16 protein-coding genes are annotated in these 16,464 nt (G+C 67.9%); 14 read left to right on the top strand and 2 right to left on the bottom strand.

Features of this window, described 5'->3' with window-relative positions; genetic code table 11:
• Positions 1–150 precede the first annotated feature (150 nt).
• A complete protein-coding gene (gene rpsA / locus ACYBYQ_RS06750) occupies positions 151–1,863 on the top strand; it encodes a 30S ribosomal protein S1 (protein ID WP_459617990.1) in 1,713 nt (570 codons plus the stop codon).
• A 3-nt stretch (positions 1,864–1,866) separates the two neighbouring features.
• A complete protein-coding gene (locus ACYBYQ_RS06755) occupies positions 1,867–2,226 on the top strand; it encodes an integration host factor subunit beta (RefSeq protein WP_459617991.1) in 360 nt (119 codons plus the stop codon).
• Positions 2,227–2,357: 131 nt separating this feature from the next.
• Here the strand turns inward: ACYBYQ_RS06755 and ACYBYQ_RS06760 are convergent, their stop codons facing one another.
• Entirely contained in the window at positions 2,358–3,443 is a 1,086-nt protein-coding gene (locus ACYBYQ_RS06760; RefSeq protein WP_459617992.1) for a tartrate dehydrogenase, read from the bottom strand.
• Positions 3,444–3,612: 169 nt separating this feature from the next.
• Here ACYBYQ_RS06760 and ACYBYQ_RS06765 point away from each other — a divergent pair, with 169 nt between their 5' ends.
• The 6 genes from ACYBYQ_RS06765 to cysM all read left to right on the top strand — a co-directional run bounded on the left by ACYBYQ_RS06765 (position 3,613) and on the right by cysM (position 8,668).
• Entirely contained in the window at positions 3,613–3,930 is a 318-nt protein-coding gene (locus ACYBYQ_RS06765) for a LapA family protein (protein ID WP_459617993.1), read from the top strand.
• Between the two features lie 51 nt (positions 3,931–3,981).
• Entirely contained in the window at positions 3,982–5,202 is a 1,221-nt protein-coding gene (gene lapB / locus ACYBYQ_RS06770) for a lipopolysaccharide assembly protein LapB (RefSeq protein ID WP_459617994.1), read from the top strand.
• Positions 5,199–6,140: a D-glycero-beta-D-manno-heptose-7-phosphate kinase gene (gene rfaE1 / locus ACYBYQ_RS06775; RefSeq protein ID WP_459617995.1), complete on the top strand. Its 942-nt coding sequence runs from the start codon at positions 5,199–5,201 to the stop codon at positions 6,138–6,140. Before lapB ends, rfaE1 begins: the two co-directional genes overlap by 4 nt.
• Positions 6,137–7,126: an ADP-glyceromanno-heptose 6-epimerase gene (gene rfaD, locus ACYBYQ_RS06780; RefSeq protein ID WP_459617996.1), complete on the top strand. Its 990-nt coding sequence runs from the start codon at positions 6,137–6,139 to the stop codon at positions 7,124–7,126. The genes rfaE1 and rfaD overlap by 4 nt, the downstream gene beginning before the upstream one ends.
• Positions 7,127–7,247: 121 nt before the next feature.
• Positions 7,248–7,679, top strand: a complete 432-nt coding sequence (locus ACYBYQ_RS06785) for a ComEA family DNA-binding protein (protein ID WP_459617997.1) — start codon at positions 7,248–7,250, stop codon at positions 7,677–7,679.
• Positions 7,680–7,756: 77 nt separating this feature from the next.
• Positions 7,757–8,668 (top strand): cysteine synthase CysM, encoded by a 912-nt coding sequence (cysM, locus tag ACYBYQ_RS06790; protein ID WP_459617998.1) that lies wholly within the window; start codon positions 7,757–7,759, stop codon positions 8,666–8,668.
• Between the two features lie 63 nt (positions 8,669–8,731).
• Here cysM and mltB read toward each other — a convergent pair whose 3' ends face one another.
• On the bottom strand, positions 8,732–9,850 hold the full coding sequence (gene mltB / locus ACYBYQ_RS06795; RefSeq protein ID WP_459617999.1) for a lytic murein transglycosylase B: 1,119 nt from the start codon (positions 9,848–9,850) through the stop codon (positions 8,732–8,734).
• A 10-nt stretch (positions 9,851–9,860) separates the two neighbouring features.
• Between mltB and ACYBYQ_RS06800 the strand changes: the two genes are divergently transcribed.
• From ACYBYQ_RS06800 to ACYBYQ_RS06825, 6 genes are all read left to right on the top strand, one after another.
• Positions 9,861–10,784, top strand: a complete 924-nt coding sequence (locus tag ACYBYQ_RS06800; RefSeq protein WP_459618000.1) for a histone deacetylase family protein — start codon at positions 9,861–9,863, stop codon at positions 10,782–10,784.
• Positions 10,785–10,853: 69 nt separating this feature from the next.
• Positions 10,854–11,603 carry an electron transfer flavoprotein subunit beta/FixA family protein gene (locus tag ACYBYQ_RS06805; protein WP_459618001.1) on the top strand — a complete coding sequence of 250 codons (750 nt, stop codon included), beginning with the start codon at positions 10,854–10,856 and terminating at the stop codon, positions 11,601–11,603.
• Position 11,604: 1 nt separating this feature from the next.
• The gene (locus ACYBYQ_RS06810) at positions 11,605–12,534 is read left to right on the top strand and encodes an electron transfer flavoprotein subunit alpha/FixB family protein (protein WP_459618002.1); all 930 of its coding nucleotides are present in this window, start codon (positions 11,605–11,607) and stop codon (positions 12,532–12,534) included.
• Positions 12,535–12,702: 168 nt separating this feature from the next.
• Entirely contained in the window at positions 12,703–14,529 is a 1,827-nt protein-coding gene (locus ACYBYQ_RS06815) for an acyl-CoA dehydrogenase (protein WP_459618003.1), read from the top strand.
• 81 nt (positions 14,530–14,610) lie between these two features.
• Positions 14,611–15,252 (top strand): peroxiredoxin, encoded by a 642-nt coding sequence (locus ACYBYQ_RS06820; protein ID WP_459618004.1) that lies wholly within the window; start codon positions 14,611–14,613, stop codon positions 15,250–15,252.
• A 183-nt stretch (positions 15,253–15,435) separates the two neighbouring features.
• Positions 15,436–16,461, top strand: a complete 1,026-nt coding sequence (locus ACYBYQ_RS06825) for a sulfate ABC transporter substrate-binding protein (protein ID WP_459618718.1) — start codon at positions 15,436–15,438, stop codon at positions 16,459–16,461.
• The last annotated feature ends 3 nt before the right edge of the window (positions 16,462–16,464 follow it).

Below are 16,464 nucleotides of genomic sequence, written 5' to 3' on the forward strand. Positions count from 1 at the left end.
CTTGGCCCTGACGGCCCAGCGTCGTGCCCCCACGGGATCACCCCGCAAGGGCAGGCGATGCCGCCAGGTTTTTCCACTCCACTGTGGCGGGCAATCCGCTGTGGTGTGTCATCAAACGGCCGATACGTCGGCCCATGGACGCTTAACCTAATGTCTTCCGTTTCCACCTCCGCCACTGGCGGCGAAAGCTTTGCCGATCTCTTTGCCGAGAGCCTCAAGTCCCAGGACATGAAGTCCGGCGAGGTCATCAGCGCCGAGGTCGTGCGTGTCGACCACAATTTCGTGGTGGTCAATGCCGGCCTGAAGTCCGAAGCCCTCATTCCCCTGGACGAATTCCTGAACGACCAGGGCGAGCTCGAAGTCCAGCCCGGCGATTTCGTCTCCGTGGCCATCGACTCGCTGGAAAACGGCTACGGCGACACCATCCTGTCGCGCGACCGCGCCAAGCGCCTGTCGGCCTGGCTGCAGCTCGAAACCGCTCTCGAGAACGGCGAGCTCGTCACCGGCACGATCACCGGCAAGGTCAAGGGCGGCCTCACCGTCATGACCAACGGCATCCGCGCCTTCCTGCCCGGTTCGCTGGTCGACCTGCGCCCCGTCAAGGACACCACCCCCTACGAGGGCAAGACCCTCGAGTTCAAGGTCATCAAGCTCGACCGCAAGCGCAACAACGTCGTGCTGTCGCGCCGCCAGGTGCTGGAAGCCAGCATGGGCGAAGAGCGCCAGAAGCTGCTCGAGACGCTGCACGAAGGCGCCATCGTCAAGGGCGTGGTCAAGAACATCACCGACTACGGTGCGTTCGTCGACCTCGGCGGCATCGACGGCCTGCTGCACATCACCGACATGGCCTGGCGCCGTGTGCGTCACCCCTCCGAAGTCCTGCAGGTGGGCCAGGAAGTCGAAGCCAAGGTCCTCAAGTTCGACCAGGAAAAGAGCCGCGTGTCGCTGGGCGTCAAGCAGCTGGGCGAAGATCCGTGGGTGGGCCTGGCCCGTCGCTACCCGCAAGGCACCCGCCTGTTCGGCAAGGTCACCAACCTCACCGACTACGGCGCGTTCGTCGAAGTCGAAGCCGGCATCGAAGGCCTGGTGCACGTCTCCGAAATGGACTGGACCAACAAGAACGTCGATCCGCGCAAGGTGGTCACCCTGGGCGAGGAAGTCGAAGTCATGGTCCTCGAGATCGACGAAGACCGTCGCCGCATCTCGCTGGGCATGAAGCAGTGCCGCCAGAACCCGTGGGAAGAGTTCGCCACCAACTTCAAGCGTGGCGACAAGGTCCGCGGCGCCATCAAGTCGATCACCGACTTCGGCGTGTTCGTCGGCCTGCCCGGCGGCATCGATGGCCTGGTGCACCTGTCCGACCTGTCCTGGACGGAAACCGGCGAAGAGGCCGTGCGCAACTTCAAGAAGGGCGACGAGATCGAAGCCGTGGTGCTGGGCATCGACACCGACAAGGAACGCATCTCGCTGGGCATCAAGCAGCTGGAAGGCGACCCCTTCAACAACTTCGTGGCCACCCACGACAAGGGCGCCGTGGTGCCGGGCACCGTCAAGTCGGTCGAGCCCAAGGGTGCCGTGGTCACGCTGTCGGTGGACGTCGAGGGCTACCTGCGCGCTTCCGAGATCTCCTCGGGCCGCGTCGAGGATGCCACCACCGTCCTGAAGGCCGGCGACAACGTCGAAGCCATGATCATCAACATCGACCGCAAGGCGCGTTCGATCCAGCTGTCGATCAAGGCCCGCGACAACGCCGAGACCGCCGATACCATCCAGCGCATGTCGGAAGCCAGCGCGTCGTCGGGCACCACCAACCTGGGTGCGCTGCTCAAGGCCAAGCTGGATCAACAGCGCAACGACGGTTGATCAGTGACCAAGTCGGAGCTGATCGCTGCGCTGGCGGCCCGCTATCCACAGCTGGCCGCCCGCGACACCGACTACGCCGTCAAGACCATGCTCGATGCAATGGCCCAGGCCCTGGCCTCGGGCCAGCGCATCGAGATCCGGGGATTTGGCAGCTTTTCGTTGTCGCGACGCTCTCCCCGCATCGGGCGCAATCCCAAGTCGGGCGAGCAGGTGCGCGTGCCGGGCAAGCAGGTGCCGCACTTCAAGGCCGGCAAGGAACTGCGCGAGCGCGTCGACCTGGTGTCCGGCACGGATGAGGGCGCTGCCGATACCGGATCCGTCGATCCGGTGCAGTCGGTGCTCGACCTGCACGCCATGCATTAGGTCCGGCGCTCAGCCACCGCCTCGCGCATGCCCCGGACTCACCGGGTCAGCTTGAAAAAAACAGCCCTCACACGTGAGGGCTGTTTTGCTTTTTGTGAGGGCTGCGTTGTTTCTGCGGCCCCGGCAGGGCTTCAGGCGCGCTCGACCAGCGCGGCAATGGCCTCGCCGGCCTCGGTAGTGGAAGCCTTGCCGCCGAGGTCGGGGGTGCAGACGCCGTCCATCAGGCTTTGCTCGATGGCGCGCAGGATGGCGTCGTGGGCCTCGCGGTATGCGCCCTGGCCATGCCCCAGGAAATCCAGCATCATCGCGCCCGACCAGATCATGCCGATGGGGTTGGCGATGTTCTTGCCGTAGATGTCGGGCGCCGAGCCGTGCACCGGTTCGAACAGCGAGGGAAAGGTGCGTTCCGGGTTGAGATTGGCCGAGGGCGCGATGCCGATGGTGCCCGTGCAGGCCGGGCCCAGGTCGGAAAGGATGTCGCCGAACAGGTTGCTGGCCACCACCACGTCGAAGCGTTCGGGGCTCAGCACGAAGCGCGCGGCCAGGATGTCCACATGGTATTTGTCCTGGCGCACATCGGGATACTGGCTGCCCATGGCCTGGAAGCGCTCGTCCCAGTAGGGCATGCTGATCGAGATGCCGTTGGACTTGGTGGCCGACGTGACGTGCTTCTTCGGGCGGCTGCGCGCCAGCTCGAAGGCGTACTTGAGGATGCGGTCGACGCCGCGGCGCGTGAAGATGGACTCCTGCACCACGAATTCCTGGTCGGTGCCCTCGAACATGCGGCCTCCCACCGACGAGTATTCGCCCTCGGTGTTCTCGCGGACCACGTAGAAGTCGATGTCGCCCGGCTTGCGGCCGGCCAGCGGGCAGGGCACGCCGGGCATCAGGCGCACGGGGCGCAGGTTCACGTATTCGTCGAACTGCCGGCGGAATTTCAGCAGCGAGCCCCACAGCGAGACGTGGTCGGGCACGGTGTCGGGCCAGCCCACGGCGCCGAAGTACAGCGCCTCGCAGTCCTTGAGCTGCTCGAACCAGTCGGGAGGCATCATGTCGCCGTGCTCGGCGTAGTAGTCGCAGCTGGCCCAGTCGATGTGCTGCAGGTCGAGTTCGATGCCGTAGCGTCGGGCCGCCGCCTCGACCACGCGCACGCCCTCGGGCATGACTTCCTTGCCGATCCCGTCTCCGGGAATCACGGCGATACGATGCTTCTTCAAGACTTACCCCTCCGGATTCAGTTGCGGCCTGCCGGCAGCCTGGGCGCAGGCAGGTGCGGACGTGTTGTGAACGAGCCCCACATCATAGAACGCCGGGGGTGGTCGTGGCGACGCACCGCCCTGCGGCTTCCGCTTACAATCTAAGTCTCGATTTTCTGGAGCATGCGCCATGCGCTACCTCGTCTGGGCCCTGCGATTGCTCGTCTTCATCGCCGTGCTGATGTTCGCCGTGAAGAACACCGATCCGGTGGAAGTGAAGTTCTACGCCGACTACGCCATCCAGAACGTGCCGCTCATCGTGGTGATGCTGGCGGCCTTCGTGGCCGGTGCGCTGTTCGGCCTGCTGCTCACCGTGCCTGCCGCCATGCGCCGCCGCCGCGAGGCCATGCGGCTGCGCCGGGAAGTGGAGCGGTTGCAGGCCGAAGCCAGCGGCGCTGCGCCGCCCGCGGTGGCGCCGGAGGCCGTGGCGCCGATGTCGCCGCTCTGACCCGCGTGCGGGTGGGCCGTCCTTCCTACAACAATCATATGAGTCCGCGCCGTGGATTTTGAGCCCTGGTGGTTGATTTTCGTGCCCATGCTGTTTGCGCTGGGCTGGCTGGCGGCCCGGTTCGATTTCCGGCAGATGCTGCGCGAGACGCGCACGCTGCCCGATTCCTACTTCCGGGGCCTGAACTTCCTGCTCAACGAACAGCCGGATCGCGCCATCGACGCCTTCGTCGAGGTGGCCAAGCTCGACCCCGAAACCACCGAGCTCCACTTTGCACTGGGCAGCCTGTTTCGCCGTCGTGGCGAGATGGAGCGGGCGATCCGCGTCCACCAGAGCCTGCTCAATCGCTCCGACCTCCCGGCCGCCGAGCGCGATCATGCGCAGCACGAGCTGGCGCAGGATTTCCTCAAGGCGGGCATGCTGGACCGCGCCGAAGCCGCCTTCGAGCAGCTCAAGGACACCCGCTATGCGCTGCCTGCGCTGCGCTCGCTGATCCGCATCTACGAATCCGAGCACGACTGGCCGCGCGCCATCGAAGTGGTCAAGACCCTGCAGGGGCTGGTCGACGAGCCGGTGCCGCAGATCGTGCACTATTACTGCGAGCAGGCCCAGACGGCGTTGTCGGCCAAGCCGCCCGATGCTGAGACGGCCCTCACCGCGCTGGACGCCGCCGATCATGCGGCCGACGCCTTCGGCCGGGACCAGGCGGCAGGACGAGGCGCGCGCGTGCGCATCGCCATGCTGCGCGCAAGGCTGGCGCTGCTCGAGCAGGATCCCAAGCGCGAGCGGCTCTACCTCGGTTCGGTGCTGGCCGACGCGCCCGAATTCGCAGGCCTGGTGGCGGAGCAATTGCTGGCCAACTACCGCCAGGCCGGCGAGGCAGCCGAGGGCTTGCGCGTGCTGCGCGACCAGTACGCCCGCCACGCCTCGCTGGACCTCTTCAACGTGGTGTTCCGCGAACTGCGCGTGCAGCGGGGCGCCGGGCCTGCCTGGGCCTTTGCGCGCGAGGCCCTGCGCCATCATCCTTCGCTGCTCGGCCTCGACCGCCTGCTGGAGGCCGAGCTGGCCAATCCGGCCGAGCCGCGCGACGAGGCCGCGGTGCCGGGCGCCGACCTCACCCTGCTGCGCAGCCTGATACACAAGCATACGCAGCGCCTGGACCGCTATGCCTGCCGTTCGTGCGGCTTCCAGGCGCGGCGGTTCTATTGGCAATGCCCCGGCTGCAATGCGTGGGAGACCTACGCGCCGCGCCGACTGGAAGAACTCGAATGACCGCATTTCCCGCCTCCGCCATCGCCGCCACCCGGATCCTCGTGGTGGGCGACGTCATGCTGGACCGCTACTGGTTCGGCGAAGTCGACCGCATCTCGCCCGAGGCGCCCGTGCCCGTGGTGCGCGTGGCGCGCCGCGAAGACCGCCTGGGCGGCGCCGCCAACGTGGCCCGCAACGTGGCCGCGCTGGGTGCGCAGGTCACGCTGGTGGGCGTGATCGGCGACGACGAGGCCGGCGACAGCATCGTCCGCACCGCCGCCGAGGCCGGGGTGCGCGCCGAGCTGGTGCGCGATGCCGGCCATCCCACGACCCTGAAGATGCGCGTCTTGGGGCGGCAGCAGCAGCTGCTGCGGGTGGACTTCGAGCAACATCCCGCCGCCAGCGCCCTGGACGGCATCGATGCCGCCGTGGCGCGGCACCTGTCCGGCCACGACGTGCTGGTGCTGTCCGACTACGCCAAGGGTGCGCTCGACCGCGTGCAGCCGCTGATCGCACAGGCGCGCGCTGCGGGCGTGCCGGTGCTGGTCGACCCCAAGGGAGACGACTACACCCGTTATCGCGGCGCCACCCTGGTCACGCCCAACCGTGCCGAGATGCAGCAGGCCGTGGGGCGCTGGTCGTCGGAACCCGAGCTGGCCGAGCGCGCGCAGAAGCTGCGCACCGAGCTGGCGCTCGAGGCCCTGCTCGTGACCCGCTCCGAGCAGGGCATGACCTTGTTCACCGAGGCGGGACGCGAGCACGTCGACGCGCAGGCGCACGAGGTGTTCGACGTGTCCGGGGCGGGCGATACCGTGCTGGCCACGCTGGCCGCCATGCGCGGCGTGGGGCTGCCCTGGGCCGACGCCATGCGCTGGGCCAACCGTGCCGGCGGCATCGTGGTCGGCAAGCTGGGCACCTCGGTGGTCACCGCCGCAGAACTCGCAGGAGAAGCAACATGATCGTGGTCACCGGCGCTGCCGGTTTCATCGGCAGCAATCTGGTCCGCGGCCTGAACCGCCGCGGCGTGTACGACATCATCGCGGTCGACGACCTCACCGATGGCGACAAATTCCGCAATCTGGCCGACTGCGCCATTGCCGACTATCTCGACAAGGACGACTTCCGCCAGCGTGTGCGGGAGGGCCGTCTTCCCGAGATCCGCGCCGTGCTGCACCAGGGGGCCTGCTCGGACACCACCGAGCGCAACGGCCGCTACATGCTCGACAACAACTACCGCGTCACGCTGGAGCTGCTGGAATGCTGCCAGGCGCGGCGGATCCCGCTGCTGTACGCCTCGTCGGCGGCGGTCTACGGCGGCTCGTCCGTCTATGTAGAGGACCCTGCCAACGAAGCGCCCCTCAACGTGTACGGCTATTCCAAGCTGCTGTTCGACCAGGTGCTGCGCCGTCGCATGGACACGCTCACGGCCCAGGTGGTGGGGCTGCGCTACTTCAATGTGTACGGCCCCCACGAGCAGCACAAGGGCCGCATGGCCTCGGTGGCCTTCCACAACATGAACCAGTTCCTCGCCGAGGGCCACGTGCGGCTCTTCGCGGGGTGGGACGGCTACGCCGACGGCGCCCAGAGCCGCGACTTCATCTCGGTGGAGGACGTGGTGGCGGTCAACCTGCATTTCCTCGACAACCCGGGGCAGTCCGGCATATTCAACTGCGGCACCGGGCGCGCGCAGCCCTTCAACGACGTGGCGGCGGCCGTGGTCAATACGTTGCGTGCCGAACGCGGCGAGCCGGCGCTGCCGCTCGACGAACTGGTGCGAGCCGGCCTGATCCGCTACATCCCGTTCCCCGACGACCTCAAGGGCCGCTACCAGAGCTATACGCAGGCCGACGTGTCGCAGCTGCGGGCTGCCGGTTTCACTGCCGACATGCGCGACGTGCAGACCGGCGTGTCGGAGTACGTGCGCTACTGGCGCGCGCTGGGCTGAACTCCTGCCAGCGTAGTTGCCGCAATAGACGATTCCGTGCATCCGGCCCGCGTACCGGGCCGGCGCTGGGCATGATGGGTACAGGCGGATCGGTCGATCCGCCGCGTTCCAGGAGACCCTCATGAACCCGTTCCTGCATGACCCCGTGGCCCGTCCCGTACGGCCCCGTCCCTTCGTTGCCCGGTTCGCCGCCGGCCCGCGTCCGTCCGCGCGCCGCGCCCTGTTGCGGGCGGCGGGCGGACTGGCCCTGGCCGGCGGCCTGGGGCTGGCCACGCTCGCTCCGGCGCTTGCCGCCCCCGTCGACGTCAACACCGCCAGCGCCGAGCAGCTCGAGGCGCTGCGCGGCATCGGCCCAGGCACCGCGCGCATCATCATCCAGGAGCGTGCCCGCGGCGGTCCTTTCGATTCCATCGAAGACCTGTCCGACCGGGTACGCGGCATCGGCCCGAAGCGGGCGCAGGCCCTGCAGGCAGCCGGGCTCGTCGTGGGCGAGGCCAGGCCGCAGCCGCCGGCGGCGCCGCCGGCGGCGGGCCGGCGTCCGCCCGCCAAATAGCCGGCTGGGCGCGCTTGCCCCTGGCGCAGGCGCGGCTATGTTCCCGGCCAGGGGCGCCCGGAGGTATGATCGCCGCCATGAGCACTCCCAACTATCCCACCATCGAGCAGACCGTCGGCAACACACCCCTGGTGCGCCTGCAGCGCATACCGGGCGAGGCCGGGGCGCCGCGCGGCAACGTCATCCTGGCCAAGCTGGAGGGCAACAATCCGGCCGGTTCGGTCAAAGACCGGCCGGCGCTCTCCATGATCATGCAGGCCGAGGCGCGCGGCGAGATCCAGCCCGGAGACACGCTGATCGAGGCCACCAGCGGCAATACCGGCATTGCGCTGGCCATGACGGCGGCCATGCGGGGCTACCGCATGATCCTCATCATGCCCGACAACCTCTCGGTCGAGCGGCGCGCCGCCATGACCGCCTATGGCGCGCAGCTCATTCTCACGCCGGCCGACAAGGGCGGGATGGAATACGCGCGCGACCTCGCCATGGCCATGCAGGCCGAAGGCAAGGGCAAGGTGCTGGACCAGTTCGCCAATCCCGACAACCCGCGCGCCCATATCGAGGGCACGGGCCCCGAGATCTGGACCCAGACCGCCGGGCAGGTCACGCACTTCGTCAGCGCCATGGGCACCACCGGCACCATCATGGGCGTCTCCACCTACCTGAAGTCGCGCAACCCCGCCGTCCAGGTCGTGGGCGCGCAGCCCGCCGAGGGCTCGCAGATTCCCGGCATCCGGAAATGGCCCGAGGCCTACCTGCCCAGGATCTTCGATCGCAGCCGCGTCGACGCCTACGAGTCCATCGAGCAGGCCGAAGCCGAGGCCATGGCGCGGCGGCTGGCCGCCGAGGAAGGCATCTTCGGCGGGATCTCCTCTGCCGGGGCGCTGGTGGCCGCGCTGCGCGTGGCCCGGCGCGTGGAAAACGCCACCATCGTCTTCATCGTCTGCGACCGCGGCGATCGCTATCTCTCCACTGGCGTCTTCAACTGACGCAGCCTGCCTCGGGGCCCGGCTCGCCTGGCTGACCCCAGGCGAGTGCCGGACGCCGTGACCTCAGCGTCCGGTGCGCGCCGCCAGGGCATCGGCCAGGTCCGACACGGCCGTGGCGTAGAAATAGCTGCGGTTGTACTGGGTGAGCGCGAAGAAGTTCGGCGTGGCCGTGCGGTACTGCGCGGTGCCGCGCGCTTCCTCGACCAGGTCCACCACGCCCAGCGGCAATTCCTGCCAGCGGCCGGGTACGGCGCCGGGTGCGAGGCGTGCGCCGGCGGCCTGCAGCCTGCTCCAGTCCAGCGTGGGGCTCAGCCCGCCCGCCACAAGGGGCTTGGGGTCGGGCGGCAGCGCCACCGGCGCGAACACCGGCGCGCTGCGCTGCCATCCATGCTCGACCAGGAAGTTGCCCACCGACATGACGGCGTCCGATACGCTGTTCGCCAGGTCGATGTGCCCATCGCCATCGCCGTCGACGGCGTAGCGGAGAATGCTGCCGGGCATGAACTGGGGCATGCCGATGGCGCCGGCGTAGGAGCCGCGGGTCTCTTTCTCGAGCTTGCCGTTCAGCACCAGGGTGATGAAGTCGCCCAGCTGGTTGCGGAACAGTTCGATGCGTTCCGGCTTGGCGGGCTGCGGGTAGTCGAACGCCAGCGTGGTGAGCGCGTCCATGACGCGGAAACTGCCCATGTTGCGCCCGTACAGGGTCTCGACCCCGATGATGGCCGCGATGATCGAGGCCGGCACGCCGTATTGTTGTTCAGCGCGGTCCAGCAGGACGGCGTTGGCCCGCCAGAATTCCACGCCCCACTGGATGCGCTTGGGTTCCACGAAGCGCGACCGGTAGGTGAGCCAGCTGCGCCAGATCTTGCGCCCGGGCGGGGAGGGCGCGATCAGCCGCGCCACCGTGCTGTTGTAGGCGGCCCCATGCAGGCTGCCGCGCACGGCCTCCAGCTGCAGGCCCTGGCGGGCGGCCAGCTCGCGGGCGAAGGACTCCACCTCGGGGCGCAGCGCTCCTGCGGGACCTTCGGTGGCCGAAGGGGCCGCAGGTTGGCCGGGGCCGATGCGGATGGGGCCGTCTGCCGGCGCGGCAGGCTGGGACGGGCCGGGCGGTTTGGAGGCGGCGCAGCCCGCCACCAGGGCGGAACAAAGGCCGATTTGCAGGATTCGCCGACAGGTGAACATAATCTTCCTTATGGAGACTGTGTATCTTACCCACCCGTCATGCCGGCTGCATGAAATGGGGGACTGGCATCCGGAGAGTCCGCAGAGGCTCGATGCCATTTCCGATCAATTGCTGGCCAGCGGCCTGATGTCCTACCTGGACGACCGCCAGGCGCCCGCGGCGCAGCTGGCCGACATCCTGCGCGTGCACGATCCCGACTACGTCGAGAGCCTGCGCGCCCGGCAGCCCGACAGCGGGTACGTGGCGCTGGATTCGGACACCCTCATGAATTCCCATACCTACGAGGCCGCCCTGCGGGCCGCCGGGGCGGGTGTGTCCGCGGTGGATATGGTCATGCGCGGCGAAGCGGCCACGGCCTTTTGCGCCGTGCGGCCGCCGGGCCACCATGCCTGCCGCGACAAGGCAATGGGTTTCTGCTTCCTCAACAACGTGGCCATCGCCGCAGCGCATGCCATGGCGCAGCACGGGCTGCAGCGGGTGGCCATCGTGGACTTCGACGTGCACCACGGCAACGGCACGGAAGCGATCTTCGCCGGTGATGCGCGGGTGCTGATGTGCAGTTTCTTCCAGCATCCGTTCTTCCCCAACAGCGGTGCCGACCACCCTGCGGACAATATGCTGAACGTGCCGGTTCCGGCGTATACCACCGGCCCGGCGGTGCGCGCCATCGTGCGCGACCAATGGCTGCCGCGGCTGGAGGCGCACCGGCCGGAACTGATCCTGGTGTCCGCCGGCTTCGACGCCCACCGGGAGGACGACATGGCCCAGATGGGCCTGGTCGAGTCCGACTACGCCTGGATGACCGAGCAGCTCGTGGAGGTCGCCGAGCGGCACGCGCAGGGGCGCATCGTGAGCACGCTCGAAGGCGGATACAACTTTTCCGCGCTGGGCCGCAGCGTGGTGGCCCATCTGCGCGCGCTGGCAAAGTTGTAGAATCGAAAAATTGTGCAATGCGGGCGCCGCGGGTGCCGGACGATCATTTATTCCTTAGGAGGCTGCTGGATGAAGGTGCTTGTACCTGTCAAGCGCGTCGTTGACTACAACGTCAAGGTACGCGTGAAGTCGGACCAAACCGGTGTGGACATCGCCAATGTGAAGATGTCGATGAACCCGTTCGACGAGATCGCGGTCGAGGAAGCGACGCGCCTGAAGGAAAAGGGCAGCGTGTCCGAGATCGTGGCGGTGTCCTGCGGCGTGGCGCAGTGCCAGGAAACCTTGCGCACGGCCATGGCCATCGGCGCCGACCGCGGCATCCTGGTGCAGACCGACGCCGAGCTGCAGCCGCTGGCGGTGGCCAAGATGCTGAAGGCGCTGGTCGAAAAGGAGCAGCCCCAGCTGGTGATCCTGGGCAAGCAGGCCATCGACGACGACGCCAACCAGACCGGCCAGATGCTGGCCGCGCTGCTGGGCTGGTCGCAGGCCACGTTCGCCAGCAAGGTCGAGCTGGGCGAAGGCGAGGTCACGGTCACCCGCGAAGTCGATGGCGGCCTGGAAACCATCAAGCTGAAGCTGCCGGCCATCGTCACCACCGACCTGCGCCTGAACGAGCCGCGCTATGTCACGCTGCCCAACATCATGAAGGCCAAGAAGAAGCCGCTGGACACTGTGTCGCCGCAGGACCTGGGCGTGGACCCCGCGCCGCGCCTGAAGACGCTCAAGGTCACAGAGCCGCCCGGCCGCAAGGCCGGCATCAAGGTGCCGGACGTGGCCACGCTGGTCGACAAACTCAAGAACGAAGCGAAGGTGCTCTGATATGACGACGCTGGTTATTGCCGAACACGACAACGCCCAACTCAAGGGCGCCACGCTCAACACCATCGCGGCCGCTGCCAAGCTGGGCGGCGACGTGCACGTGCTGGTCGCGGGCAGCAATGCCCAGGCCGTGGCCGACCAGGCCGCCCGCGCGCAAGGCGTGGCCAAGGTGCTGCTGGCCGACGGCGCAGCCCTGGCCGAGGGCCTGGCCGAGAACGTGGCCGAGCAGGTGCTGGCCATCGCCAAGGACTACACCCACATCCTGTTCCCGGCCACGGCCTCGGGCAAGAACGTGGCCCCGCGCGTGGCTGCCAAGCTCGACGTGGCGCAGGTTTCCGACATCATCGCCGTCGAGTCCCCCGACACCTTCCAGCGCCCCATCTACGCGGGCAACGCCATCGCCACCGTGCAGTCGGCGGATCCGGTCAAGGTCATCACGGTGCGCACCACCGGTTTCGACGCCGTGGCGGCCGAGGGCGGCTCGGCAGCCGTGGAGAAGATCGACGCGGTGGCCGACTCTGGCCTGTCGTCGTTCGTGGGCCGCGAAGTCGCCAAGAGCGACCGCCCCGAGCTGGCGGGCGCGCGCGTGGTGGTCTCCGGCGGCCGGGGCCTGGGCAGCGCCGAGAACTTCAAGATCCTCGACCCGCTGGCCGACAAGCTGGGCGCGGCCCTGGGCGCCTCGCGCGCGGCCGTCGACGCGGGCTACGCCCCCAACGACTGGCAGGTGGGCCAGACCGGCAAGATCGTGGCCCCGCAGCTGTACGTGGCCATCGGCATCTCGGGCGCCATCCAGCACCTGGCCGGCATGAAGGATTCGAAGGTCATCGTGGCCATCAACAAGGATGCCGAGGCGCCGATCTTCGGCGTGGCCGACTACGGCCTGGTGGGCGACCTGTTCCAGGTCGTGCCCGAGCTGACCAACGCGCTGTAGGCTCCAGCGCGCCGGCACGCAAAAACCGCAGGCGGTCGCCTGCGGTTTTTTTATGCCTGCGGGAAACCGGCCCGGCGGCGCCCGGCCCCTGCTTGGCGTACCATGTGTCCAGCCCGCGCCCGACGGGGAAGCGGCCGGGGCATGGCCGCAACAAGACACGGAGACATCATGAGCTATCTCACACCCCTGCAGGACATCCGCTTCGCGCTTCGAGAACTGGCCGGCCTGGACGAGATCCTGGCGCTGCCGGGCTTCGAGGAGCTCACGCCCGAGCTGGTGGATGCCATACTCGAGGAGAACGCCCGCTTCGTGCAGCAGGTGGTGGCGCCGCTGGACGCCGCCGGCGACCGGCAGCCTCCCGTCTGGGACGATGGCGAGGTGCGCACCACGCCGGGTTATGCCGAGGGCTTCGCCGCCTATGCGGCCGGCGGCTGGCAGGGCCTGCAGCATCCGCAGCAATGGGGCGGCCAGGGCCTGCCCAAGCTGGTGGCGGCGCCCGCCGGCGAGAACATCCAGGCGGCCAGCCTGGCTTTCTCGCTGTGCCCGATGCTCACCGACGGGGTGATAGAAGCCCTGCTCACCGTCGGTTCCGAGCCGCAGCGCAGCATCTTCGTGCCCAACCTCATCAGCGGCCGCTGGACCGGCACCATGAATCTCACGGAGCCGCAGGCGGGATCGGACCTGGCCCAGGTCTCGATGCGCGCGGTGCGCCAGGACGACGGCACCTATCGGCTGAGCGGACGCAAGATCTTCATCACCTATGGCGAGCACGACCTCGCCGAGAACATCATCCACCTGGTGCTGGCGCGCACGCCGGACGCCCCGGCGGGCGTGAAGGGCATCTCTCTGTTCATCGTGCCCAAGTTCCTGGTGGACGAGCAGGGCCGCCCGGCGGCGCGCAACGACGTGTGGTGCGCCAAGCTCGAGCACAAGCTGGGCATACACGGCAGTCCGACGGCGGAGCTGCTGTATGGGGCGGGCAAGGGCGAGGTGGGCGAGGGCGCGGTGGGCTACCTGGTGGGCGAGCTCAACCGCGGCCTGGAGTACATGTTCATCATGATGAATGCGGCCCGCTATGCGGTGGGCCAGCAGGGCATAGGCGTGTCCGAGCGTTCCCTGCAGCGCGCCCACGCCTATGCCCGCGATCGCGTGCAGGGCAGGGCAGTGGAAGGCTCGGCCACGGCGGTCACCATATCGCACCATCCCGACGTGCAGCGCATGCTGCTGACCATGCGGGCCCTGACCGAGGCGGCGCGTGCGGTGTCCTATGTGGCGGCCGCGGCGCACGACAAGGGCGCGCATCACCCCGACGCCGGCATGCGCTCGCGCCACCGGGCGATCTACGAATACCTGGTGCCGGTGGTCAAGGGCTACGCCACCGAGATCGCCCTGGAGGTCACTTCGCTGGGCGTGCAGGTCCACGGCGGCATGGGCTTCATCGAGGAGACCGGCGCGGCGCAGCATTACCGCGATGCGCGCATCCTGCCCATCTACGAAGGCACCACGGCAATCCAGGCCAACGACCTCGTCGGCCGCAAGACGCTGCGCGACGGCGGCGCCACGGCCTATGCGTGCATTGCAGCCATGCGGGACACGCTGAAGCTCGTGGAGGCGGAAGTTTCGCGGGCCGACGAAGCGCAGCGGCCGGGCCTGCGCCTGCTGCGCGACAACTTGGACCAGGGGATCCAGGCCTACGAGGGGGCGGTGGCGTTCCTGCTCGAGCATGCAGCGCAGCACCCGCGCGCCGTGTATGCGGGCAGCGTGCCGTACCTGATGCTGGCCGGTACCGTGCATGGCGGCTGGCAGATGGCGCGCGCCGCGCTGGCATGCCGCCGGCAGCTGGCCCAGGGTTCCGCCGACCCTTTCTATCGGGCCAAGCTCGGCACGGCGCTGTTTCATGCCGCGCATATCCTGCCGCGGGCGCAGGCCTTGTCGGCGGCCGTGCGCAGCGGGGAGGTGGTGGATCATTGCGGCTTGCTGGCAGATATTGCATAAGGTTATATGGGTTGAATATTTCCACCAAGCTTGGTTTGATGCCAGAATCATTCGATCCGTTACACCATACAGGAGGCAACCATGGCTCAACTACGCCTGGGCGACACGGCGCCGGATTTCGAACAACAATCCTCCGTCGGCCCGATCCGGTTCTATGACTACCTCGGCGACAGCTGGGGCGTGCTGTTCTCCCACCCGGCCGACTACACGCCGGTGTGCACCACGGAACTGGGCTACACGGCCAAGCTGGCCGATGAGTTCGCCAAGCGCAACGTGAAGGTGCTGGCGCTCTCGGTGGATCCGGTAAGCTCGCACAAGGGCTGGATCGACGACATCAACGAAACCCAGTCCACCACCGTCAACTTCCCCATCGTGGCCGACGAGGACCGCAAGGTTTCCGAGCTCTACGACATGATCCATCCGAACGCCAGCGCCACCGCCACGGTGCGCTCGGTGTTCATCATCGACCCGGCCAAGAAGGTGCGCCTGATCATCACCTACCCGGCCAGCACCGGACGCAATTTCAACGAGATCCTGCGCGTGATCGATTCGCTGCAGCTCACCGACAACTACAGCGTGGCCACGCCGGTGAACTGGCAGGATGGCGATGACGTGATCATCGTCCCCTCGCTGAAGGACGAAGCCGTCATCAAAGAGAAGTTTCCCAAGGGCTACAAGGCCGTGCGTCCGTACCTGCGCATCACGCCGCAGCCCAACAAATAAGCAGATAACCTGCCGCAGGGTTTCCGGCCGCGCCCCGCCTCGAGCGGGGCGCGGCCGTTTCGTCGCGCCATGCGCGCTTATGCCGCAAAGCCATGAACAACTGAAAAAACATTCGTTCCGTTTACGTTGCACCGCACGCAAACTGGCGTCTCCCTCACAACAAGGAACAAGGGAATGCCTGACATGCACCAGTGGCTTGCCCGGGTCCGGGCCGTGGCGTCGGTGCTGGCCGCCACCTTCATCCTGGGCCTGCCGCAGGTCCATGCCGCGTCTTCCCAGGCGCTGCTGAACGTATCCTACGATCCCACGCGCGAGCTCTATCGCGCCATCGACGAGGCCTTCGTCAAGCAATACCAGCAGGAAGCCGGCGTGGCCGTCACCATACGCCAGTCCCATGGCGGTTCCGGCCGCCAGGCGCGCTCGGTCATCGACGGACTGGACGCCGACGTGGTCACGCTGGCGCTGGCCTACGACATCGACGCCATCGCCGACCGCGGGCTGCTGGCGGCCGACTGGCAGAAGCGCCTGCCGCGCAACAGCTCGCCTTACACCTCGACCATCGTGTTCCTGGTGCGCAAGGGCAATCCCAAGCAGATCCGCGACTGGGACGACCTGATCAGGGACGGCGTCCAGGTCATCACGCCCAACCCCAAGACTTCCGGCGGCGCGCGCTGGAACTACCTGGCTGCCTGGGCCTACGCCCTGCAGCGCAGCAACGGCAGCGAAGAGCAGGCCAAGGCCTATGTCGGCGAACTGCTGCGGCATGTGCCGGTGCTCGACACGGGCGCGCGGGGCGCCACCACCACGTTCGTGGAGCGGGGCGTGGGCGACGTGCTGCTGGCCTGGGAGAACGAGGCCTTCCTGGCCCAGGAAGAACTGGGCCCGGACAAGTTCGACATCGTGGTGCCCTCGCTGTCCATCCTGGCCGAGCCGCCGGTGGCCGTGGTCGACAAGAACGTGGACCGCAAGGGCACGCGTGCGGCAGCGGAGGCCTACCTGAAGTTCCTGTATACGCCGCAGGCCCAGGAGATCATCGCCCGCAATTACTACCGTCCCACCGATGAGGCCGTGGCGGCCCGCCATGCGGAGCGCTTTCCCAAGCTGCGCCTGGTGACGATCGACGACCCCATCTTCGGAGGCTGGCGCGCCGCGCAGAAGAAGCATTTCAGCGACGGCGGGACCTTCGACCAGATCTATCAGCCGCGCTGAGCC

The organism is Bordetella sp. 2513F2 (genome assembly GCF_054642735.1).